Origin of the sequence: Ideonella sp. (assembly GCF_041918995.1) — a bacterium.
In the GTDB taxonomy this organism is placed as follows: domain Bacteria; phylum Pseudomonadota; class Gammaproteobacteria; order Burkholderiales; family Burkholderiaceae_C; genus Ideonella.
Window position 1 is genome coordinate 1 of sequence record NZ_JAYRUN010000006.1, and the last position, 21,324, is coordinate 21,324.

The following is a 21,324-nucleotide window of genomic DNA, read 5'->3' on the forward strand; positions in this document are numbered from 1 at the left end:
GGATCGGCGACGACACCTGGGACCCCACTGCGTTCGACAGCATCGAGATCAACGACCGCTTGGCAGAGATCAAGCTCTGAACGGCGTCAAGAGGGCCTCCAGCCCACGCTTACCAAGAACCTATTGAAGCTTCACACCTAACCCCTCCGTCAAGGGGACAGGCACAAGCAGGCTTCGCCCACGTGTGCCTGCCTCTCACGTCGAACGTTGGCCATCGGGAACCATGAATCTGCCGTTTACAGTCGATCAGTTCTACGGCGTGTTCAGAGCCTACAACGAGGCGGTTTGGCCGGCACAGTGGTTCCTGCTTGCCTTGGCGTGCGTGGCTTCTCTACTGGTCGCCCGTCCTCGCCGCTGGACCGGCATCGCGACATCAGCCATCCTTGGCATCCTCTGGCTCTGGCTGGGTCTTGCCTACCATCTGGCCTTCTTTGCTGCCATCAATCCTTTGGCCCATGCGTTCGCAGCGGTCTCCGTCATAGGCGGTCTGGTCTTCTTGTGGCAAGGTGTCGTGCGGCGCAGGCTGGATTTCCGCTTGTCTCGTAGCGTTCGCAGCACAGCGGGGGTTGCTCTGGTGGTCTTCGCGCTGGCCGTGTATCCGGCTTGGTCCATCTATGCAGGCCATCGCTATCCCGACCTGCCCACGTTCGGCCTTCCTTGCCCCACCACCATCTTCACCGTGGGCGTACTTTCCTTCCTGGTCGCACCTTATCCGCGCAGCGCCGTCGCCGTTCCGGTGCTGTGGTGTTTGATCGGCGCGCAAGCCGCGTTCTTGCTGGGCGTGCGACAGGATCTTGGGCTGTTGGCCGCTGCGGCCGTTGGCGTCACCCTGCTTGCTCTGCCGAGCACTTCGGTCATTCAGCGGCATGGCGCATCATGAAGGAGACGGCCGACACCTCGTCAAGGGGGCGTCCCGCAAGCGGGCCGCCCCTTGGCCCAACGTGAGGCGTCGATGAAGCCCGTAGCTGAGCTCGCGCGCAGCCCTTTACCCATCGGCGGCGTCGCGTTGGCGGTGTTGGCTATCGGCGCGCCTGGCTGGGAACTTCTCTTTTCGGCGCCTGCAGGAACCGGATTCAGATTCGAGGTGGGCTTTTAGGGCAACGACTGCCTTCTGCGCCGCAGCGGATATCCAGAGCTCGAGCCCAACCCCGACCGTTCCCGTGTGGCAATGGCTGTCCTACGCTTTCGTTGCCTGGGCATGTGGCGCCTACGCCCTGTACGGTGTGATCGTGGGAGAGATGCATCTGCCCAGGAGGCACTCGATGCTCGAGCTCCATGGCGCACCCGCCTACCTGCTCTGTGCGGCACTGCTGCTCATGGTCGCGCAGCTCAGGCTGGCGTTGCTTGGCTACCCTCATCGGGCAGGCGGCGAGGGCCTGGTCGCCCTGTCGAAGTACCTCAGGTACGCTGCGCTCCTGCTGTTCTTGCTGGCCGTCGCCTCGCCATAGGAAGCCACGGCCCACCCACTTCGTTGCCAACGCACGCCATGCGCCATCGAATTCAATGCCCACGCGCGGCCGCTGCCTGCACCGCCGCCGTGCTGCTGTGCGCCTGCACCAGCACCTCGCCTCAGGTGACGGACGACGAGGTGCGCCGAGAGTACGACAGGGTGGTGGCGCAGGCCTATTCGGGCAAGGAGTACGACGTTCGGCACATCCTCGTCCAGACACGCGGGCAGGCCGAGGCAGGCTTGCGGAGAATCAAGTCGGGCGAGCCCTTTGCGCAGGTGGCCATGGACCTGTCGGCCGACCCGGGATCCAACCAGAATGGAGGCGAGCTGGGGTGGATCCTTCCCGATCACTTTGTGCCAGAATTTTCCCGCGCGATGGTTTCCCTTGACCCGAGTGGAATGACGGCGGAGCCCGTACCCACCCGGTTCGGTTGGCACATCATTGAAGTCACCCGTGTCAGGAACCCATCGCCACCGCCCTTCGATGAGGTGAAGGACAGATTGGCGGAAAGACTGCGGCAGGGGAAGGCACGGTCGCCGGCGAACGTGCCGCGCTGATCCATCCCGCTGCTGTGGCCCGATCCGCCTTCGTCACTCCCATTCCATGATTTCCATTCATCGACGTGTTCTTGTGCTGATCGGCGCCGCGATGCTGGCCGGGTGTGCCGGAACCTACTCGCTGCGCGAGGGAGAACCCAAGGCGTATGTGAGATTGCGCGCCACGGGGGACGAGCCGACGTTCTTTCGACACATCCCGGAGCCGCTGTGCCCGGAAGCCACGGTCAATCGCCTGGCGGCCTTTGCGATGCCGTTCGGCGAACAGCTGTCCGAGATCCGGATGCTGGGAAGCACGGGGCAGCCCAGTCGCTATGTGTATGAACGGGCGGTCACTGCCGGGAAGCCGTTCCATATGCTCGTCTATTCACAGGAAATATCGACCGCCTACAACCCGGGCTACAGCTGCCATGTGGGTGTCAAGGTCACGTTCCAACCCGAGCACCACTACGAGGTCACGTACGAGCAGGAGCGGTCCTCGTGCCGCGTGCGCGTGTGGGAGCTGACGCAGGCCGGCAGCGACGTCCAGAAGCATCCCGTGCGAAACGCGCAGTACTTCCAGGCGAGATCCGCCAAGGACTTTTGTGGCCGGTGACCGCAAGGTGCCCTCGGCCCGTGTCGCCGCGGAAGAGTCTCTGCCGCCAGCGGTCCCGACTCACCATTGGCCGTTCATTTGTCGCGGCGCCGTCCCATGAGCATCTTCCTCAGAGTCCTTCCCTTGGCGGCGCTTCTGTGCGCCTGCTCCCACGCACCTCAACAGCCGGCACCCGCACCCGCACCTGCACCTGCACCTGCACCCGCGCCGGCTCCAGTGCCGGCCAGCCCGTGGGTATGGACGGGCAAGATGCCGTTCTTCAATCAAGACAGGTACGTCAATACCTCGTCGATACACCGCGATGGAAAGTACATCCGGTTTCTGGTCGGCCTAGAGCAGAAGAATCCGGACGGCAGCGAAGCCCGATTCACGCGAGAGATCGTCGCTGATTGCGAAGGCAAGGTGCGGGTGGAGCTGCTGGGGGCGGCGGATGTCTTCTCGCCGTCACAGCTGAAGTCCTACTACCCTGGAACCATCATCGGTTCAGAGACGCAGTTTGCCTGCGATGAAGCCCAGCGCCGCCAGCTGAAGTGATGGCGTGGGGGCGGTGGTGGCGCATGCGCTGTCGTCACGGCATCGCCGGGCGCCAGCGGCTCGGTTCTTAGGGGCAGGTGGGCAGCTCCTGCGTCCAGCCACCGGTTCGTACACTGCGCCCTGACGTCACACCTCCACGCCACGCGATGCTCAGGCTCGCCATCAGAACGGCTTGCTCGCGACGCTGCCCCACCTGGTGCAGGCCGACACCCCGGCGGCATCCGCCCCGACGGCGGCCGCCCCCTCCCTGCCTCAGCGGATCCGGGAGGTCTCTCTTCGGCCAACGGACGCCGGCTACCCGCCGGAGTTGTCGGCCAAGGGTGTCCAGGGCACCATTGAACTGCGCGTCAGGTTGGGCGCCGACGGCTCGCCCACCGAGGTCTCGCTTCACGCCAGCTCCCGCTCGCCCGAGCGGGATCAGGCCGCGGTGGCCGTGGCAAGGGGCCTGCTACACCACGACCTTCACCCGGCTGGTCAAGGACGCTGAGGGCTGACCCGCCACGCACCACGCGCAGGAGGTTCCGTGAAGGCAATCGTCATGGCCGCTCTGCTCACGGTCGCGGTCCCGGTGCTGGCACAGGCGCAAGGCGCCCCGGCTCGGCTGGTCGACGGGCGCCCTGGCGATGAACGCCGGTCCCACTGGCTCCTGGAATCGTACCGAACGCAGGTCAGCCTCGCCGACGACGCCATGGAGCCGCCTCCGGTTCGCATCTTCGAACACGCCATCCAGGCCGGCGGAGACGGCCTGCACGCGCCGATGGTGCTCAAGTCGCTGGGGCTGCGGATCAGCATTCCGCCCGCCGCCACCTCGGCACAGGTCTACCGAGCCCTGAACGTCCCGGACGGGCCGCCCAATGTCTCGGCCCTGGTTCAGGCCATCTCGGCCTCATTGCCTGTGCACCCGGGGGCCTCGGCACTGGTGGTCTGCGAAGCCGAGGTCGTGCTGGACGGCAAGGAGTACCGGGCACTGGTGCGTGAGAGCTACCCCCGGGGTCTGGCCACTGAGGACCTGGTGGCGGCAGTGAAGCAGGCTGCCGGTGAACTGCTCGCCGAAGCCAGGGCTGCCAGGTGATGTCCCGCGAAGGTCGACCCCGCGTCCAAGGAGCCCCCATGCTTGTCGCCAGCTGCCACTGTGGCGCCGTGGAAGTGTCGGTACCAACGCCTCCCGAGTCACTGGCGGACTGCAACTGTTCGATCTGTCGCCGGTATGGTGCCCTGTGGGCCTACTATCCGAGCGACGAGGTCCATGTCGCTGCCTTGGACGGCGCGACCGAGGACTATGTGTGGGGCCGCCGGGTGCTGGCCTTCGTTCGCTGCCGGAACTGCGGATGCGTCACCCATTGGAAACGCGTGGTCCCAGTGGCCGGCAGCAAGATGGGGGTGAATGCAAGGAACTTCGACCCCGCCGCCATGGCCGGCGTGGAGATTCGTCCGCTCGACGGCGCGTCCGGGTAGATGTCCCAGCCGGCCGCCGCCCGCGCGCAGCGGCTGGCCCGGACCCCAAAATGAGAAGCTGGCGTTCCACCCCGGGCGACACCCGGCCGACACCCGGCCGACACCCGGCCGACACCCGGCCGACACCCGGCCGACACCCGGCCCACCTGGAGCCAGTCCCCCGTGAGCCGCCCCTTGACACGTGCACTTCACCCGGACCGTCCATGCCCCTGAGCCGTTGGCTGACAATCGCTGCGCTTGTCGCGGCCCCGCCCACCCTGGGGCAGACGATTCTCGACCAGGCGGCCAACGATGAGATCGTGCTGATGAGAAGCGAAGAGCCCGCGATGCAAAAGGCCTTCGCACGCGCCGCCGCCACCCTGCCGGACTTTCTTGAGCGGGCCGCGCGCCCGAGGGAAGGCACCTCGGGCTACGCGCTCAAGGTGGCGGTCTCCGACAAGGCGAACACGGAGTACTTCTGGGTGAGCAGTTTCACCCAGGAGGGTGACACCTTCTCTGGCGTGCTCAGCAACGAGCCTCGCCTGGTCAACAAGCACAGGATGGGTGATCGCATCGCGTTTCGACGTGCGCACATCGTGGATTGGACCTACTTCGACGTGTCCAACCAGCAGACGGTCGGCAACTTCACGGCCTGTGCCTTGCTGTCCAGGGAGCCGCCGGAGCAGGCGGCGGCGTTCAAGCGGCAGTACGGCCTGTCGTGTGAGGACTGAACCCGACGTGGCCGTGCCAAGCGCATCCGGCTTCAGCGGCCACAGCCCTGCCTGGCGAGGCCGGCGGCGCGGGCCGCATGACCTGCCAGCCCGATTTCCTGCATCGGTATCCCGACTTTCCCAGTATTCGCGCATCGTGGTACTCACCGGCGCCGGCGTGTCGGCCGGCTCGGGCCTGCGGACCTACCGGGGCCCGGGCACGGCCATCTCCTGACCACCCGCTGCAGCGATCCCAACTGTGCCCTGACGCCCTTCCGCGACGTGGATGGCCATGGGCGCGAGGTGCCACGCTGCCCCCATTGCGCTGCGGGACTGCGGCCCGACGTGGTGCTCTTTGGCGAAGCGCTGCCCGCGCTGGCCAGCTGGACCGTCAAGCGTGCGCTCAGGGACTGCGACCTGTTCATGGCCGTGGGAACCTCCGGACGGGTGTCGCCGGCGGACAGCTACGTGCGCAGCGCCGAGTACGCCGGCGCCAGAACCATCCTCGTCAACCTGGAGCCGATGGACCCGCCGAACCCGGCGTTCCAGGAGCAGCACATCGGGCCGGCGGAGGACATCCTGCCCCAGCTGCTGGCACGCCTGTGAGCCGCCGGCCAGGTAGCGCGCGTGCCACTTGCGCGCCGTCACGGCGCTGACGCCGTGCCTGCACAGCGGCCTTTGACGTTGACGGGGCGTTTGGCGACTCCCAGTCTCTCAAGAACCTCTCCGGGTGAACACCCGCAACAACCTATTGAAGCTTCACACCTAGGCCCGCTCTGCGGGCCTTGTTCGTTCTGCGTTCTCCTGGGCAACCGGTCACTCGTGTGCAGACGATTCGTTCAACCCCATGGACGGGCCCACCACCACGCGGGCACTTCACTGCGCCCCAAGGACCTGGAACAAGCACTTGAGCAGATCCACCCCTACCCGCGCCGGCGCGCGGCGTGTACTCTCTGGCACGAGTTTTCCCTCTTCGTTGGGATGGAACGTCCCCACTTCCATCCGGGTACCTCTCTACCCTCATGGGGCGGGGGATGTCCCTTCGTGCGCCGTCAACGGGGCGGCCTGCCATGACTCAGCTGTCCCCGGCGCCGGCGCAGCGGCAACGCTTCAGTGCTATTGGCGTGAGTACTTCGTCTACTCGAAGGAGTGCCACATCACCGCGGTCAACGGCCAGCGGCCGACACTCAGGCTGTGGGAAAGCGGTGTCTTCACCGCCAGCGTCCCCCTTGGCCGCCAATGGATCGAGATTGAGATGCAGGCATTCGCCTTCGGTGGCGGAGGAACCACCGACGTCTGCGCCTTCGAGCACAACTTTCTGCCCGGTGTGCACTACAGAATTCGACCTGGCAGTGAGGCGTTCGAGATATCTGCCACACAGAAGCACAACCCGGCGCTTGCGCCGTATCGCGGCTCGCTGGTGATCGAGAGTGCAAGCACCGAACAGGCTTCGCAACGGGTGGACCTGTCGTGCACACATGGCGGCGGAAGCTTGTGCCGCAGCACAGGCGACTGCGTGAAACACCCGAACGTCCGCTGCGAACGCCGAGAAGGAGAAGCGTTCGGCAAGTGCGCCGCCGGCGCCGGACACTAGCGTGGCGCGGGGAGTGAGGCAAGCGCCTGCCTTCGCCGTCAGGGGCAGCCCGGCTGCAGGGCGTCCGCCGGCACGGACGGATTGGCGGGTTCGTGCGCCATGGGCCCCAGCTGGGCCGCGGTCACCCAAGGCCCTGCCAAGGCGCCCCTCGCCCAACGCCTTGCGCCCCACGGAACGATTGATGCCCCGTCCTTGCAAGGAGACACCCCCATGAGTGACCCCGAGAAGCAGGTTCTTCAAGCGCTCGACACCTACAAGTCAGCCGTTCTGGCAAAGAACGTCGACACCCTCATGCACCTCTATGACCGTGAGGTCAGGGTGTTCGACACGTGGGGAACCTGGTCCTACGAAGGTGCGGCGGCGTGGAGAGTCGCGGTGGAAGGTTGGTTCGCGTCCCTGCGCAGCGAGACCGTGCGCGTGACGTTCGAAGACGTCAGGATCACGGGGGATTCGAGCTTCGCATCGATGAGCGCGTTCGCGAGGTACGCCGCCTTCTCGGCGCAGGGCCACGAGATTCGAGCCATGCACAACCGCATCTCCTGGGTGCTGAAGTCACGCGGGCACGTTCTGCGCGTCATCCACGAGCACACCTCCGCGCCGGTGGCCTTCGATGACACGAAGGCGATGCTCAACCGCACGGCCTCGCCATGAGGCGGTCGGCGCTCGTTGCCACCGGCGCGCCGAGCGGCGCAATGCAATCGCCGACGCCGGGCACTGGATGCATTCATCGCTTCAACCTCGTCGGCCCCAGCGGCACTCCCGAGCGTCAAGCGCCTGTGCCCCGCGCGAACCGCCTCGCGCCTGCTGCGGTCCCCTCTTCCATGACGACTCATCGGAGATGCCATGCGAGTTTCAGCGCTGGTCACAAGTTCAGCAGGCTCCCATCAGGTGAGCGTTTCGACCGATGGCTCGTCCCAGTCCTTGCCGATGCCGCCCAAAGCCACTGGACAAGGTTCGGGGATCAATGGCGGTGAGTTCTTGATGCTGGCCCTGGCCACTTGCTACTGCAACGACCTCTATCGCGAAGCGCAACGCATGGGACTGTCGCTGTCCCGCGCCGAGGTGGAAGCGACGGCAGAGTTCGCCGGTGTGGGGCTGGCGGCCAGCCACATCCGGTATCGGGCACACGTCGAGTCGCCGGCCTCTGCGGAGCAGATCGCCGAGCTCATTCGCCACACCGACGCGGTGGCCGAGGTACACAACACCATCCGAGCCGGTGTCCCGGTCGTCCTGGCCGCCTGGCGTCCGCCCGGTATGCCAGACCTTGGCTAGGTCGTGCCGGGTGGCGGTCGACGTCCCACCCGCAGCCCACCCGCACCCCACCCGCACCCCATTCCACCCCTCGGACCCTTCGTATGCCTTATCGAATCGCATCCTGCAGTTGTGGTCAGCTGCGCGCCGAGGTGGCCTCGCAGCCGCTGCGCGTGTCGGTGTGCCACTGCCTGGCCTGCCAACGCCGGACGGGCAGTGTCTTCGGTGCACAGGCCCGCTTCCCCAGGCAGGCGGTCACGGTCAGCGGGGACAGCACCGCGTTCGCACGGGTGGGCGACGGCGGCTCCCGGGCCGTGTTCCACTTCTGTCCCCGGTGCGGCGCCACGGTCTACTACACCATGGACGGCGCGGACGACACGGTGGCCATCCCGGTGGGCGCCTTCGCGGATCCCGGGTTCCCCGCCCCCACCTTCTCGGTGTACGAGGAGCGGATGCACCGCTGGGTGCAGATGCCGGACGGCATCGAGCACATGGCCTGAGCCAGCGCAGGCGGCGCATCCGGGCGACACGGTGCACGGCGCCTGGGCGCGACGACGACCCCACTGACTGGGGGCGCTTGGCTTTCGGCGCCACGGCGCCGCTGCATACTCGTTGCGCCCACCCGCCCGCGGCGCCTGGCCGTCTCGGCCGGGCTGAGGGCAGCGTGCCACCGGCCGGAAGCGGCCACTGCCTGACGGAGTCCCCATGGAGACGAACGAGATCCACCGCGGCCGCCTGATCGACCACATCCAGCTGGTGGTGCGCGACCTGGCCGCCAGCCGCCGCTTCTACGAGGCGGTGTTCCAGGTGCTCAAGGTGCCGCTCGGCGGTGCGGGCGATGACTACTTCTGGGCCGACGAGCTGTTCATCTCCACGGCCGACAGCGACGCGGCGCAGGGCCACCTCACCGGCCGGCACCACCTGGCGTTCCAGGCCGAGGACGAGGCGATGGTGCGCGCGTTCCACCAAGCAGCGCTGGCGGCCGGCGGCCAGGACAACGGCGGGCCGGGGCCCCGGCCCTACCACCCGGGCTACTATGCCGCGTTCGTGCTGGACCCGGACGGCAACAACATCGAGGCCGTCTTCCACGGCGCGGCCAAGCGCTCCGCGGCGTCCGTGGTCGTCACCTTCTGAACGGCGCTGTCCGGCCGCCCGCCGTGTGCCGCGGCACGGTCGCTGCTGCCCCATGCGCCCCCTGATCACCGAATCCGACGTCGAGTTCACCGCCATCCGCGCCCAGGGGCCGGGCGGCCAGCACGTGAACAAGACGTCCACCGCCGTGCAGCTGCGCTTCGACGTACGCGCCTCGCGCCTGCCTGCGGCCATCCAGGAGCGCCTGCTCGCGCAGGCCGACAGCCGCATCTCGTCCGACGGCGTGGTGGTGATCAAGGCGCAGGTGCAGCGCAGCCAGGAGGCCAACAAGGCCGACGCCCTGGCGCGCCTGCAGGCGCTGGTGGACCAGGCCGCCCATGTGGCCAAGCCGCGCCGCGCCACCCGGCCCACCTACGGCTCGCAGCAGCGCCGGCTGTCGGCCAAGACCCAGCGCGGCCAGGTCAAGGCCGGTCGCGGCAAGGTGGTGGAATGACACGCTACGTGGCCCTGCTGCGCGGGGTGAGCCCCCTGAACGCCCGAATGCCGGCGCTCAAGGCCAGCTTCGAGGCCGCCGGTTTCCAGGACGTGCGCACGCTGCTGTCCAGTGGTAACGTGGCCTTCAGCACGCGCGCTGCCCCGCCCGCCACGCTGGCGCGCCGGGCCGAGTCCGCCATGCAGGACGCCATGGGCCGCACGTTCGCCACCCAGGTGCGCGCGCAGAAGCACCTGCAGGACCTGGTCGCGGCCGATCCCTTCGCGGCCTTCGAGCTGCCGGCAGCCGCCAAGCGTGTCGTCACCTTCCTCGGCGACGCCGTCCCCGACAGCCTGCCGCTGCCCCCCGAGCGGGCCGGCGCACGCATCCTGGCCGTGCGCGGCACCGAGGTGCTGAGCGCCTACCTGCCCTCGGCCGACGGCCCGGTGTTCATGGCACTGATCGAGCGCACCTTCGGCAAGGCCGTCACCACGCGCACCTGGGACACCGTGCGCAAGTGCGCGGTGGCGTAGCCGCGGCGCGGGCGGCCGGCGCCGCAGGGCCCGGCGCGCCTCAGCCGGCCAGGACGCGCATGGGCTTGGGGAAGCCCTCCAGCTTGTGGCCCTTGCGCGCGCGCTTGCCCTGGTGCTGCGCCAGGGCAGCGCCCTTGATCAGCTCGTCCTTGGGCTTGCCGCCCCGGCCGGTGCCCAGCACACGCAGCACGTCGCCAAAGGGCGCCACGGACAGCAGCGGGTCCTTCGCGTCCACGTCCATCAGCGTCAGCCCGCGGCCGCCCTTGGCCTGCAGCTTCAGCTCGCCCAAGGGGTACACGAGCAGCCGGCCGCCGAGGGACAGGCACGCCACCTGGCCGTGCGAGGCGCCCACCGGCATGGGGGGCAGCACATGCTCCTTGTCCTCCAGGGCCAGGAAGCCCTTGCCGCCGCGCTGGCGCGTGGCCAGGTCCGCGCAGCGGGCCAGCAGGCCGAAGCCGCCGGTGTTGGCCAGCAGCAGCGTGGTGGTGGCGGCACCGGCGAAGTAGTGGGCCGGCTGGGTGCCGCTTTCCAGCTCGATCAGCGAAGTGATGGGCTGGCCGTCGCCACGGCCACCGGGCAGCGTGGCCGCCGCCACGCTGTACACACGGCCGTTGCTGCCGAAGACGTAGAGCGTGTCCACCGAGCGGCAGGGGAAGGCGCCGTAGAGCGCATCCCCCGCCTTGAAGCCCAGGCTGGCGGCATCCACCTCATGGCCCTTGAGTGCACGCACCCAGCCCTTCAGGCTCACCACCACGGTGACGGGCTCGTCGACGATCCTCACCTCGGCCACGGCGCGCTTGTCTTCCTGGATCAGCGTGCGGCGCTCGTCGCCGAACTGCTTCGCGTCGGCCTCGATCTCCTTGATCAGCGTGCGCTTGAGCGCCGCCGGGCTGCCCAGGATCTCTTCCAGCTTCTGCTGGTCGTCGCGCAGGCCCTTGAGTTCCTGCTCGATCTTGATGGCCTCCAGCCGGGCCAGCTGACGCAGGCGGATCTCCAGGATGTCGTCGGCCTGGCGGTCGCTCAGGGCGAATCGCTCGATCAGCGCCGCCTTGGGCTCGTCGGACTGGCGGATGATGCGGATCACCTCGTCGATGTTCAGCAGCACCAGCTGCCGGCCCTCGAGCACATGGATGCGGTCCAGCACCTTGCGCAGGCGGTGCTGCGAGCGGCGCTGCACCGTCGTCTGGCGGAAGGCGATCCACTCCACCAGCATCTCGCGCAGGCTCTTGGGCGTGGGCCGGCCGTCCAGCCCCACCATGGTGAGGTTGACGGACACGCTCAGCTCCAGGCTGGTGTGGGCCAGCAGCGTGTGCACCAGCTCCTGCTGGCCCACGGTGCGGCTCTTGGGCTCGAACACCAGGCGCACCGGCGCGTCCTTGCTCGACTCGTCGCGCACGGTGTCCAGCACCGCCAGCACCGCGGCCTTGAGCTGGGCCTGCTCCGCCGTGAGGGCCTTCTTGCCGGCCTTCACCTTGGGGTTGGTCAGCTCCTCGATCTCTTCCAGCACCCTCTGCGAGCTCGCGCCCGGCGGCAGCTCGTTGACCACCAGCTGCCACTGGCCGCGCGCCAGGTCCTCGATCTTCCACACCGCCCGCACCTTCAGGCTTCCGCGGCCGCTGGCGTAGGCGGCGCGGATGTCGGCCGCACTGGAGATGATCTGGCCACCGCCGGGGAAATCCGGCCCGGGCAGCAGGCCGAACAGCTCGTCGTTGTCGAGCTTGTCGTTGCGGATCAGTGCCACCGCGGCGGCCGCCACCTCGCGCAGGTTGTGGCTGGGGATCTCGGTGGCCATGCCCACGGCGATGCCCGAGGCGCCGTTGAGCAGCGCAAAGGGCAGCCGGGCCGGCAGCAGCCGCGGCTCCTGCTCGGAGCCGTCGTAGTTGGGTACGAAGTCCACCGTGCCTTCGTCGATCTCGTCGAGCAGCAGGCGGGCGATGGGCGCCAGCCGTGCCTCGGTGTAGCGCATGGCTGCGGCGCCGTCGCCGTCGCGGCTGCCGAAGTTGCCCTGGCCGTCGATGAGCGGGTAGCGCTGGGAGAAGCCCTGCGCCATGCGCACCAGCGCGTCGTACGCCGCGGTGTCGCCGTGCGGATGGAACTTGCCCAGCACGTCGCCCACCACGCGGGCGCTCTTCACGGGCTTGGGCGCCGGGCCGCTGCCGTGACCCAGGCCCATGCGCTGCATGGAGTACAGGATGCGCCGCTGCACCGGCTTGGCGCCGTCGCACACGTCGGGCAGCGCCCGGCCCTTGACCACGCTGAGCGCGTACTCGAGGTACGCCCGCTCGGCGTAGTGGGCCAGGGTGATGGTGTGGGCGTCGGCGCCGTCGCGCGGGCCGTCGTCGGGGCCGGGGAAGCCCAGGGAGGTCTGTTCCATGGTCATGGGGTACGGGGTTCGGGGCCGGGTGCGGCCGCAGGCGCCATCAGGCGCATCTGCCGGGCCTGGCCAAGGTGACGCTGCTGCAGCAGCGTCCAGTACAGCTCGAGCACCAGGTGCACATGCGCCCGGGTCTCGGGAATATCGGGCAAGGCACCGCCAGCGCGCCGCAGGGCGCCTTCGCCGGCGTTCCACGCGGCCAGGGCGCGGTCCACGCCGCCGTGGCGCCGCCACAGGTCGGCCAGCAGCCGCGCACCGATCTGGATGTTGCGGCGCCCGTCGCGCAGCTGCTCGTCCACGGCGCCCGCGGCGGCTTCGGCCGGTGTCAGGTAGCGCTGCGCGGTGGCCGGCGTGATCTGCATCAGGCCCAGGGCGCCGCGCGGCGAGACGCTGTCGGCCCGGAAGCCCGATTCCACGGCGATCAGCGCCTTCAGCAGCTCGGCATCGATGCCCGTGGCGGCTTCCGCCTCGCGCAGGTGCGGCTGCATGGCCTTCACCTCGGGGGCAAACTCCAGCCAGGTCAGCAGGCTCGAGCGCGTCATCGTCTTGCCCGGGATGCGGTCCTCGGGCTGCACCGCCTGGTTGCGCAGCACGGGCGTGTAGCGATCGTCCAGCGCGCGGTCGGCGAAGTGGGCCGTGCCCTGCGCGTCGACATAGGCCCACACCTCGAGCCCGCCTTGCGCGCGCGCAGCCGGGGCCAGCGCCGCGGCCGCCGCGGCGAGCAGCAGCGCGGGCGCCCGCGCCGGCGTGCGCAGCCAGGGCATCACGCCACCCACGGCAACGGGGCCTCCAGCCCCATCGCACGACGCGCCTGGTACTCCCGGTCCAGCAGGCCCATCACCACCAGGGTGTCGTAGCCGTCGGCGCCATCGAGCGTGAGGCGCACGCTCTCGCGCAGGCGCCCTTCCTCGACGAAGCCTTCGCTGCCGTACAGCGCCAGCGCTCGGGTGTTGAGCGATTTCACGTCCAGCCAGAACCGGTGGGCGCCCAGGTCGCCGAAGGCCATGGCCTTGAGCCGGCGCACGCACGCCCGCCCGAGCCCTTGCCCCTTGGTCTGCAGCACGATGCGCTTGAGCTCCACGCTCTTGTGCGGGTTGCGGCAGCCCTGCAGGATCACGAAGCCCAGCCGCTCGTGGCTGTCTCCCGCCTCCACGATGAAGTGGCGGAAGTCAGGGAAACGGATGGCGCCCTCGTGCTGCGTGCGCTCCCACGGCGTGATGAACGGCAGGTTGTGCTGGTCGCGCTCGATCGCCGCCACGGCGTCCAGGTCGGACACCATGGTGGGCCGCAACAGCACGCGCGCCGCCGGCACGGGGGCGTCGGGCGGGGTCAGACGTCCACCTCCACGCTGTCGCCGTGCAGCTCCATGAGCTCGCGGCGCGCCTGTGCCTCGCCCTTGCCCATCAGCCGGCCGAGCGATTCGGTGGTGGCCGCGGCGTCCACGCTGCCGTGGCCCACCTGCAGCAGCCGTCGGGTGTCGGGGTTGAGCGTGGTCTCCCACAGCTGCTCGGCATTCATTTCCCCCAGGCCCTTGAAGCGGCTGATGCTCCAGCTGCCTTCGCGCGCGCCTTCCTTGCGCAGCTTGTCCAGCGTGGCCTCCAGCTCGCCTTCGTCCAGCGCATAGAGCTTGGCCGCCGGCTTCTTGCCACGCGCCGGCGCGTCCACGCGGAACAGCGGCGGCTTGGCGATGAAGATGTGGCCCGACTCGATGAGCCGCGGGAAGTGGCGGTAGAACAGCGTGAGCAGCAGCACCTGGATGTGCGAGCCGTCCACGTCGGCGTCGGAGAGGATGCAGACCTTGCCGTAGCGCAGGCCGGAGAGATCCGGCGTGTCGGCGGGGCCATGCGGGTCCACGCCGATGGCCACCGAGATGTCGTGGATCTCGTTGTTCTTGAACAGCAGGTCGCGCTCCACCTCCCAGGCGTTGAGCACCTTGCCACGCAGCGGCAGGATCGCCTGGGTCTCCTTGTCGCGGCCCATCTTGGCCGAGCCGCCGGCGGAATCGCCCTCCACCAGGAAGAGCTCGTTCATGCCGAGGTCACGGCTCTCGCAATCGGTGAGCTTGCCGGGCAGCACGGCCACGCCCGAGCCCTTGCGCTTCTCCACCTTCTGGCTGGCGCGCTGGCGGGTCTGGGCCTGCTTGATCACCAGCTCGGCGAGCTTGCGGCCATGCTCCACGTGCTGGCTGAGCCACAGCTCCAGCGCCGGCTTCACGTAGGCCGACACCAAGCGCAGCGCGTCACGGCTGTTCAGCCGCTCCTTCGTCTGGCCCTGGAACTGCGGGTCGAGCACCTTGGCCGAGAGCACGAAGCTCGCGCGCGAGAACACGTCCTCGGGCATGAGCTTCACGCCCTTGGGGCTCAGCGAGTGCATCTCGATGAAGCCCTTGACGGCCTGGAACAGGCCGTCCTTCAGGCCGGCCTCGTGCGTGCCGCCGGCCACCGTGGGAATGAGGTTGACGTAGCTCTCGCGCAGCAGGTTGCCGTCTTCGGTGAAGGCCACGCACCAGGCCGCCCCCTCGCCCTCGGCGAAGTTCTCGGTCTCGCCCTCGCCGGCATAGTGCTCGCCTTCGAACAGCGGGATCAGGGGGTCGGCCGGCAGCGACTGCTGCAGGTAGTCGCGCAGGCCGCCCTTGAACAGCCAGGTCGTCGTCTCGCCCGTCTTTTCCGTCGTGAGGGTGACGGTGACGCCCGGCATCAGCACGGCCTTGCTGCGCAGCAGGTGGGTCAGCTCGTGGCGCGGCAGCTCGGCGCTCTCGAAATACTTGGCATCGGGCCACACGCGCACCGAGGTGCCGTGCCTGCGCTCGCCAGCCGCCGCCTTGCGGGTGACCAGCGGCTCGACCACATCGCCGCCGGAGAACGCGAGCGCGGCCTGCTGGCCCTCGCGCCACACGGCCACCTGCAGGCGCCGCGCCAGGGCATTGGTGACGCTCACGCCCACGCCGTGCAGGCCGCCGGAGAAGCTGTAGGCGCCGCCCGCGCCCTTGTCGAACTTGCCGCCCGCGTGCAGGCGGGTGAAGACGATCTCCACCACCGGCACGCCCTCTTCCGGGTGCAGGCCGAAGGGGATGCCGCGGCCGTCGTCGTCCACGCTCACCGAGCCGTCGGTGTGCAGGGTGACCGCGATGCGCTTGCCGAAGCCGGCCAGCGCCTCGTCGGCCGCGTTGTCGATCACTTCCTGCACGATGTGCAGCGGGTTGTCCGTGCGCGTGTACATGCCGGGCCGCTGCTTGACGGGCTCCAGCCCTTTCAGCACGCGGATCGACGCTTCGCCGTAGTTGACGGGTGTCTGAGCCATGGGCGGAATTCTAGGGATCCCGGCGCGGCGGCCCCGGATGCTTCAATCGCCGGCTTCGCCGGCGTGGCCGGCATGTCACCTGCCGAGGCCCCGCCCATGCCCAGCCCTGCCCCGTCCCGCGTCGTGTCCGCACGCCGCGCCCGAGCCGCCCTGGCGCTCGCCGCGGCCCTGTGCCTGGCGGTTCCCGGCGCGCGGGCCGCCCTGCCCTGGTACGACGTGGTGGCCCTGCCGGACGTGGGCGATGGCGCCACGCTGCCCAACGCCATGAACAACCGCGGGGCGGTCACGGGCGAAGCCCGCCTGGGCAAGCACATGGACGGCGAGGGCACGGCCTATGTGCTGCGCGGCAAGCGGGTCACCCGCATGCACCAGCCGGCGCCGGGCCAGGCCAGCGAAGGGCGCGGCATCAACGACCACGGGGTGGTGGTGGGCAACGAGGGCCTGCAGGTGGCCAACGGCGAGCCGCGCGGCTTCATCTGGGACCGCCATGGCGTGACACGGCTCGATGTGCCCACTGCCATGGCCATCACGAACGACGGCACGGTCGTCGGTGACTTCGACTTCCAGGCCATCTACCGCCTGCGCCAGGGCCAGTACCACCTGACCGGCCTGCCCCCCGAGTTCTCGTACGGTTTCGCGAAGGCCGCCAACGCGCGGGGCGACGTGCTGGTGGATGGCCACCCCTGGAACGGCACCCCCGGCTACCGGGTGCTGGTGCACCGCGAGGACACCGGGTGGACCGACCACGGCACCCTGGGCGGCGACTTCGCCAACGGCCTGGCCATCAACCGGGCCGGCACCGTGGTCGGCCTGGTGTATTGGAACCGCGGCAGCGGCCGCACCGTGCGTGCCTTCGTGCTGAAGGATGGCGTCACCTCCCTGTTCGGTTCGGACGCCGTCTGGGCCGAGGCCCGGCTGAGCGGCATCAACGAAGCCGGCGTGGCGGTGGGGTCGACGCGCGGCCCCGATGGCGAGGGCCACGCCTTTGCCGTGGACACCGATGGCCAGTCCGCGGTGAACCTGAACCGCCGCCTGGCGGCCGGCCACGCAGGCTGGACACTGCTCGACGCGCGCGCCATCAACGACCGCGGCGAGATCGTGGGCCGGGGCCTGCTGCACGGCCAGTCCGCGGGCTTCCTGCTCGTCCCGCGCGCCGCGCACTGAACACCCCGCGTCAGGCAGCCGTGGGCGGGCGGCGCTAGAGTGCGCGGATGTCCCATCCGTCCGCCGCGGCGCCCCAGCGCCTGTCCATGACGCAGGTGCTGCTGTGCGGCGCCTTCATCGTCACGCTCTCCATGGGCATCCGCCACGGCTTCGGCCTGTGGCTGCAGCCCATCACCATGGAACGGGGCTGGACGCGCGAGACCTTCGCGTTCGCCATCGCCGTGCAGAACATCGCCTGGGGCATCGCCGGGCCGTTCGCGGGCATGCTGGCCGACCGCTTCGGTGCCTTCCGCGTGCTGGTGGGCGGGGCCGCGCTGTATGCCATGGGCCTCGTGGGCATGGCGCTCGCCACCTCCGGGCTGGCCTTCACGGGCGCCACCGGCGTGCTGCTGGGCATGGCGCAGTCGGGCACCACCTACGCCGTGATCTACGGGGTGATCGGCCGCAACGTGGCGCCGGAGAAGCGCTCGTGGGCGATGGGCGTGGCCGCGGCGGCCGGCTCGTTCGGCCAGTTCCTCATGGTGCCGGTGGAGAACTGGCTCGTCGGCGCCTGGGGCTGGCAGAACGCGCTGTTCGTGCTCGGCTGCCTGGCGCTGGCCATCGCCCCGCTGGCCTGGGGCCTGCGCGAGCCGGCCATGGCCGCCGCCTCGGGCGTGCGCCAGAGCGTGGGCGCCGCGCTGAAGGAGGCGCTGGCCTACCCCAGCTTCCGCTGGCTGATGGCCGGCTACTTCGTCTGCGGCTTCCAGGTGGTGTTCATCGGCGTGCACATGCCCAGCTACCTGAAGGACAAGGGCCTGTCGCCGGACGTGGCCACCACGGCGCTGGCGCTGATCGGCCTGTTCAACGTGTTCGGCACCTACACCGCGGGCGTGCTGGGGCAGAAGTGGGCCAAGCGCCACATCCTGGCCGGCATCTACTTCGCCCGGTCGGTGGCCATCGTGGCCTTCCTGCTGGCGCCGCTCAGCCCCATGAGCGTGTACCTGTTCTCCGCCGTGATGGGCTTCCTGTGGCTGTCCACCGTGCCGCCCACCAACGCGGTGGTCGCGCAGATCTTCGGCGTGCAGTACATGTCCATGCTGGGCGGGCTGGTGTTCTTCAGCCACCAGGTCGGCTCGTTCATGGGCGTGTGGCTGGGCGGCCTGCTGTACGACCGCACGGGTAGCTACGACGTGGTGTGGGGTCTCGCGGTCGCCTTCGGCGTGCTCGCCGCCCTGGCCAACCTGCCGGTGCGCGAGACGCCTATCGTGCGCGCCGCGCCGGCGGCGGCCTGAGCGCCATGGCAGCGCCCGTGCGTCCGCGCTGGCTCCGGGGGGCGGCCTGGGTCGGCGCGCTGGTGGTGCTGGGCGCCGTCTTCGCCGCCTACCGCGACCCCCACACGGTGGTCGACCTGGCCAACCGGGTGTGGGCCTGCTTCTGAGGCGCGGCGTGTGATGCAGGGCGACGGCACCCCCAGCGACTGGATCGTGCGCTGGTCGCACCTTGTGCCGGCCGGCGGCACCGTGCTCGACCTGGCCTGCGGGCGCGGCCGGCACACGCGCTGGTTCGCCGGCCGCGGCCACCGCGTCACGGCGCTCGACCGCGACGCCCAGGCCGTGCAGCCGCTGGCGGCGCTGGCGGAGGTGGTCGTGGCCGACATCGAACAGGGGCCGTGGCCGTTGGCCGGCCGCGCCTTCGACGCCGTCGTCGTCACCCACTACCTCTGGCGTCCGTTGTGGCCGGCCATCGTGCAGTCGGTGGCGCCCGGCGGCTGCCTGCTGTATGAAACCTTCGCCACCGGCCACGAGGCCCTGGGGCGGCCCAGCCGGGCGGATTTCCTGCTGCAGCCGGGCGAGCTGCTGCGGGCGGCCGCCCCGGAACTCGCCGTCGTGGCGTACGAGGCCGGCCGTCTGGACGCCCCTGCCCGGCTGGTGCAACGCCTGGCCGCCTGGCGCCGCCAGCCCGGCGTGTCGTCCGCGGCGGACGATCGGCCGTTGGTGGGTGCCTGACTTCGCCGGGCGGTCCCTCGGGGGCGGCCGTGTGCGGGTGGCTAGAATCGACCGATTGCAAGGAACTCCGATGAAACCGATTGTTGGCAGCATCGTCGCGCTGGTGACGCCGATGCACGAAGACGGCAGCGTGGACTACGCCGCGCTGCGCGCGCTGATCGACTGGCACATCGCCGAGGGCACCGACTGCATCGGTGTGGTCGGCACCACGGGCGAGTCGGCCACGGTGTCGGTGGAGGAACACTGCGAGATCATCCGCGTGGCGGTCGAGCACGCCGCCGGCCGCGTGCCCATCATGGCGGGCGCCGGCGCCAATTCCACGGCCGAGGCCATCGAGCTCACGCGTTTCGCCAAGCAGGTGGGCGCCGACTGCACGCTGCAGGTCGTTCCCTACTACAACAAGCCGTCGCAGGAAGGCATCTACCGCCACTTCAAGGCCATCGCCGAGGCGGTGGACCTGCCGGTGGTGCTGTACAACGTGCCCGGCCGCACGGTGGCGGACATGCTGCACGACACCGTGCTGCGCCTGGCGCAGGTGCCCGGCATCGTCGGCATCAAGGAGGCCACCGGCAACATCGAGCGCGCGGCCTGGCTGATCAAGCACGTGCCTGCCGGCTTCTCCGTGTACTCGGGTGACGACGGCACCGCCGTGGCGCTGATGCTCCTGGGCGGGCACGGCAACGTGAGCGTCACGGCCAACGTGGCGCCCCGGGCCATGCACGAGCTGTGCGTGGCCGCCATGGCGGGCGACGTCAAGCGCGCCCGCGAGATCCACCTGTCGCTGCTGGCGCTGCACCGCCAGCTGTTCTGCGAGCCCAGCCCGGCGCCGGCCAAGTGGGCGCTGTCGCAGATGGGCCGTTGCCGCCCGGGTGTGCGCCTGCCGCTGGTGGAGCTCACCCCGGCCGGACAGACGCTGGTGGGTGGCGCACTGCGCGAGTGCGGCCTGCTGTGAGCCATGCGGGCCGGCGACGGCCTGCGGCCCTTTCCTGATTCCTTCACCGGCCGCCCGACCCGGCGGCTGACGAGACCGATGCACATGCCCTCTTCCGCCTTCCCGATCACCGCCTCGCGCGCCGCCGTCCTGACGCTGGCCCTCGGCGGCCTGACCGCCCTGGGCGGCTGCACCGCCCTGGGCATCGGCGGCACCGCCGACGCCATCGACTACCGCAGCGGCGCCAACCGCACGCCCACGCTCGAGGTGCCGCCCGACCTGACGCCGCTCAGCCGCGACGGGCGCTACCAGCCGCAGTCGGGCACGGTAAGCGCCACCGCGCTGGCGGCCGGCACGCAGCGCCCCGCGGTGGCGGCCGCCCCGGGCACGCCCAGCGTGGCCATCGAGCAGGCCGGCAGCGTGCGGCTCGAGCGGGCGGGTGAGCGCCGCTGGATCGTCACCTCGCAGGCCCCCGAGCAGGTGTGGGCCAAGGCCCGCCAGTTCTGGCTGGACATGGGCTTCGAGATCGCCCGCGAAAGCGCCGAGGCCGGCACGCTCGAGACCGAATGGGCGCAGAACCGCGCCAAGCTGCCGAACGACCTGATCCGCCGCACGGTGGGCAGCGTGCTGCCGAACCTGTTCGACACCAGCGAACGCGACCGCTACATGATGCGCGTGGAGCGCACCAGCGCCGGCACCGAGGTGTACGTGAGCCACCGCGGCCTGCAGGAGGAACTCGTCGGCCGTGCCAACGAAGGCCAGGTGGCGTGGGTCGCCCGGCCGTCCGAGCCCCAGCTCGAGCGCGAGATGCTCACGCGCCTGATGGTGGCCCTGGGCGGCGTGGCGGACACCGCGACGACGACGGCCGCCGCCGCAGGCGCAGGCGCCGCGCCCGCAGCAACGCCGGCATCCGCCCCCGCCGCCGGCGAGGCCCGTGCGCGGGTGGTGTCCGGCCGGCCTGGCGCCGCGCTGCAGGTGGACGATACGCTGGACCGCACCTGGCGCCGCATCGGCCTGGCGCTCGACCGGGGCGGCTTCACGGTGGAAGACCGTGACCGCAGCCAGGGCCTGTACTTCGTGCGCTTCGTCGACACCAAGGAAGCCGCGAAGGACGAGCCGAACTTCTTCACCCGCTGGTTCAGCAGCGACGACCGTGCCGCCAAGGCGCTCAACCGCTACCGCATCCAGGTGCAGGCCGATGGCCAGCGCACGCTGGTCCATGTGCAGAACTACCAGGGGCAGCCGGACAACTCGGCCAGCGCGCAGAAGATCGTCAGCCTGCTGGTGGACGAACTGAAGCTCTGAGCACCCCCGAAACGGGCTCCTGAGCCCACCCACGAAAAAGCCGCC

Annotated in this window: 26 protein-coding genes; 22 read left to right on the top strand and 4 right to left on the bottom strand. The window is 69.8% G+C overall.

The annotated features are described in order from the left end of the window. Window positions 1-223 precede the first annotated feature (223 nt). The 16 genes from ACE3UN_RS06730 to ACE3UN_RS06805 all read left to right on the top strand — a co-directional run bounded on the left by ACE3UN_RS06730 (window position 224) and on the right by ACE3UN_RS06805 (window position 10,220). Entirely contained in the window at window positions 224-880 is a 657-nt protein-coding gene (locus tag ACE3UN_RS06730; RefSeq protein WP_374674151.1) for a DUF6064 family protein, read from the top strand. Window positions 881-1,262: 382 nt separating this feature from the next. Continuing rightward, window positions 1,263-1,448 (top strand): hypothetical protein, encoded by a 186-nt coding sequence (locus ACE3UN_RS06735; protein ID WP_374674152.1) that lies wholly within the window; start codon window positions 1,263-1,265, stop codon window positions 1,446-1,448. Between the two features lie 38 nt (window positions 1,449-1,486). After that, complete coding sequence (locus tag ACE3UN_RS06740) at window positions 1,487-2,008, top strand: peptidylprolyl isomerase (protein ID WP_374674153.1); 522 nt, start codon at window positions 1,487-1,489, stop codon at window positions 2,006-2,008. A 46-nt stretch (window positions 2,009-2,054) separates the two neighbouring features. Next, the gene (locus ACE3UN_RS06745) at window positions 2,055-2,600 is read left to right on the top strand and encodes a hypothetical protein (RefSeq protein WP_374674154.1); all 546 of its coding nucleotides are present in this window, start codon (window positions 2,055-2,057) and stop codon (window positions 2,598-2,600) included. Window positions 2,601-2,696: 96 nt separating this feature from the next. After that, window positions 2,697-3,134, top strand: coding sequence for a hypothetical protein (locus ACE3UN_RS06750; RefSeq protein ID WP_374674155.1), 438 nt, complete (start codon window positions 2,697-2,699; stop codon window positions 3,132-3,134). Window positions 3,135-3,330: 196 nt separating this feature from the next. After that, window positions 3,331-3,621: a TonB family protein gene (locus ACE3UN_RS06755; RefSeq protein WP_374674346.1), complete on the top strand. Its 291-nt coding sequence runs from the start codon at window positions 3,331-3,333 to the stop codon at window positions 3,619-3,621. A 36-nt stretch (window positions 3,622-3,657) separates the two neighbouring features. Beyond that, window positions 3,658-4,206, top strand: coding sequence for a hypothetical protein (locus tag ACE3UN_RS06760; RefSeq protein ID WP_374674156.1), 549 nt, complete (start codon window positions 3,658-3,660; stop codon window positions 4,204-4,206). 586 nt (window positions 4,207-4,792) lie between these two features. Continuing rightward, window positions 4,793-5,299, top strand: a complete 507-nt coding sequence (locus ACE3UN_RS06765) for a YegJ family protein (RefSeq protein WP_374674157.1) — start codon at window positions 4,793-4,795, stop codon at window positions 5,297-5,299. Between the two features lie 210 nt (window positions 5,300-5,509). Continuing rightward, a complete protein-coding gene (locus ACE3UN_RS06770; protein WP_374674347.1) occupies window positions 5,510-5,884 on the top strand; it encodes a Sir2 family NAD-dependent protein deacetylase in 375 nt (124 codons plus the stop codon). Window positions 5,885-6,185: 301 nt separating this feature from the next. After that, window positions 6,186-6,872, top strand: a complete 687-nt coding sequence (locus tag ACE3UN_RS06775; protein WP_374674158.1) for a hypothetical protein — start codon at window positions 6,186-6,188, stop codon at window positions 6,870-6,872. 210 nt (window positions 6,873-7,082) lie between these two features. Continuing rightward, a complete protein-coding gene (locus ACE3UN_RS06780) occupies window positions 7,083-7,523 on the top strand; it encodes a nuclear transport factor 2 family protein (protein WP_374674159.1) in 441 nt (146 codons plus the stop codon). Window positions 7,524-7,760: 237 nt separating this feature from the next. Continuing rightward, window positions 7,761-8,144 carry an OsmC family protein gene (locus ACE3UN_RS06785; RefSeq protein WP_374674160.1) on the top strand — a complete coding sequence of 128 codons (384 nt, stop codon included), beginning with the start codon at window positions 7,761-7,763 and terminating at the stop codon, window positions 8,142-8,144. Between the two features lie 83 nt (window positions 8,145-8,227). Then, complete coding sequence (locus tag ACE3UN_RS06790) at window positions 8,228-8,623, top strand: GFA family protein (RefSeq protein ID WP_374674161.1); 396 nt, start codon at window positions 8,228-8,230, stop codon at window positions 8,621-8,623. Window positions 8,624-8,828: 205 nt separating this feature from the next. Next, window positions 8,829-9,257: a VOC family protein gene (locus tag ACE3UN_RS06795; RefSeq protein ID WP_374674162.1), complete on the top strand. Its 429-nt coding sequence runs from the start codon at window positions 8,829-8,831 to the stop codon at window positions 9,255-9,257. A gap of 52 nt (window positions 9,258-9,309) precedes the next feature. After that, window positions 9,310-9,708 (top strand): alternative ribosome rescue aminoacyl-tRNA hydrolase ArfB, encoded by a 399-nt coding sequence (gene arfB, locus ACE3UN_RS06800; RefSeq protein WP_374674163.1) that lies wholly within the window; start codon window positions 9,310-9,312, stop codon window positions 9,706-9,708. Next, window positions 9,705-10,220 (top strand): DUF1697 domain-containing protein, encoded by a 516-nt coding sequence (locus ACE3UN_RS06805; RefSeq protein ID WP_374674164.1) that lies wholly within the window; start codon window positions 9,705-9,707, stop codon window positions 10,218-10,220. Before arfB ends, ACE3UN_RS06805 begins: the two co-directional genes overlap by 4 nt. Window positions 10,221-10,260: 40 nt before the next feature. Here ACE3UN_RS06805 and parC read toward each other — a convergent pair whose 3' ends face one another. The 4 genes from parC to ACE3UN_RS06825 are packed head-to-tail and all read right to left on the bottom strand — an operon-like array spanning window position 10,261 to window position 15,894. After that, on the bottom strand, window positions 10,261-12,594 hold the full coding sequence (parC, locus tag ACE3UN_RS06810; RefSeq protein WP_374674165.1) for a DNA topoisomerase IV subunit A: 2,334 nt from the start codon (window positions 12,592-12,594) through the stop codon (window positions 10,261-10,263). Window positions 12,595-12,596: 2 nt separating this feature from the next. Then, window positions 12,597-13,358, bottom strand: a complete 762-nt coding sequence (locus ACE3UN_RS06815; protein ID WP_374674166.1) for a lytic transglycosylase domain-containing protein — start codon at window positions 13,356-13,358, stop codon at window positions 12,597-12,599. Next, window positions 13,358-13,891: a GNAT family N-acetyltransferase gene (locus tag ACE3UN_RS06820; RefSeq protein WP_374674167.1), complete on the bottom strand. Its 534-nt coding sequence runs from the start codon at window positions 13,889-13,891 to the stop codon at window positions 13,358-13,360. Before ACE3UN_RS06820 ends, ACE3UN_RS06815 begins: the two co-directional genes overlap by 1 nt. Window positions 13,892-13,923: 32 nt before the next feature. Then, window positions 13,924-15,894, bottom strand: coding sequence for a DNA topoisomerase IV subunit B (locus ACE3UN_RS06825; RefSeq protein WP_374674168.1), 1,971 nt, complete (start codon window positions 15,892-15,894; stop codon window positions 13,924-13,926). 96 nt (window positions 15,895-15,990) lie between these two features. Between ACE3UN_RS06825 and ACE3UN_RS06830 the strand changes: the two genes are divergently transcribed. The 6 genes from ACE3UN_RS06830 to bamC all read left to right on the top strand — a co-directional run bounded on the left by ACE3UN_RS06830 (window position 15,991) and on the right by bamC (window position 21,279). Continuing rightward, on the top strand, window positions 15,991-17,058 hold the full coding sequence (locus tag ACE3UN_RS06830) for a hypothetical protein (RefSeq protein ID WP_374674169.1): 1,068 nt from the start codon (window positions 15,991-15,993) through the stop codon (window positions 17,056-17,058). A gap of 47 nt (window positions 17,059-17,105) precedes the next feature. Next, complete coding sequence (locus ACE3UN_RS06835; protein ID WP_374674170.1) at window positions 17,106-18,329, top strand: MFS transporter; 1,224 nt, start codon at window positions 17,106-17,108, stop codon at window positions 18,327-18,329. Window positions 18,330-18,334: 5 nt separating this feature from the next. Next, entirely contained in the window at window positions 18,335-18,475 is a 141-nt protein-coding gene (locus ACE3UN_RS06840) for a hypothetical protein (RefSeq protein ID WP_374674171.1), read from the top strand. Between the two features lie 13 nt (window positions 18,476-18,488). Then, window positions 18,489-19,043, top strand: coding sequence for a class I SAM-dependent methyltransferase (locus ACE3UN_RS06845; RefSeq protein WP_374674172.1), 555 nt, complete (start codon window positions 18,489-18,491; stop codon window positions 19,041-19,043). Between the two features lie 70 nt (window positions 19,044-19,113). Then, window positions 19,114-19,995 (top strand): 4-hydroxy-tetrahydrodipicolinate synthase, encoded by an 882-nt coding sequence (dapA, locus tag ACE3UN_RS06850; RefSeq protein ID WP_374674173.1) that lies wholly within the window; start codon window positions 19,114-19,116, stop codon window positions 19,993-19,995. A gap of 84 nt (window positions 19,996-20,079) precedes the next feature. Continuing rightward, the gene (gene bamC / locus ACE3UN_RS06855; protein WP_374674174.1) at window positions 20,080-21,279 is read left to right on the top strand and encodes an outer membrane protein assembly factor BamC; all 1,200 of its coding nucleotides are present in this window, start codon (window positions 20,080-20,082) and stop codon (window positions 21,277-21,279) included. Window positions 21,280-21,324 lie beyond the last annotated feature (45 nt).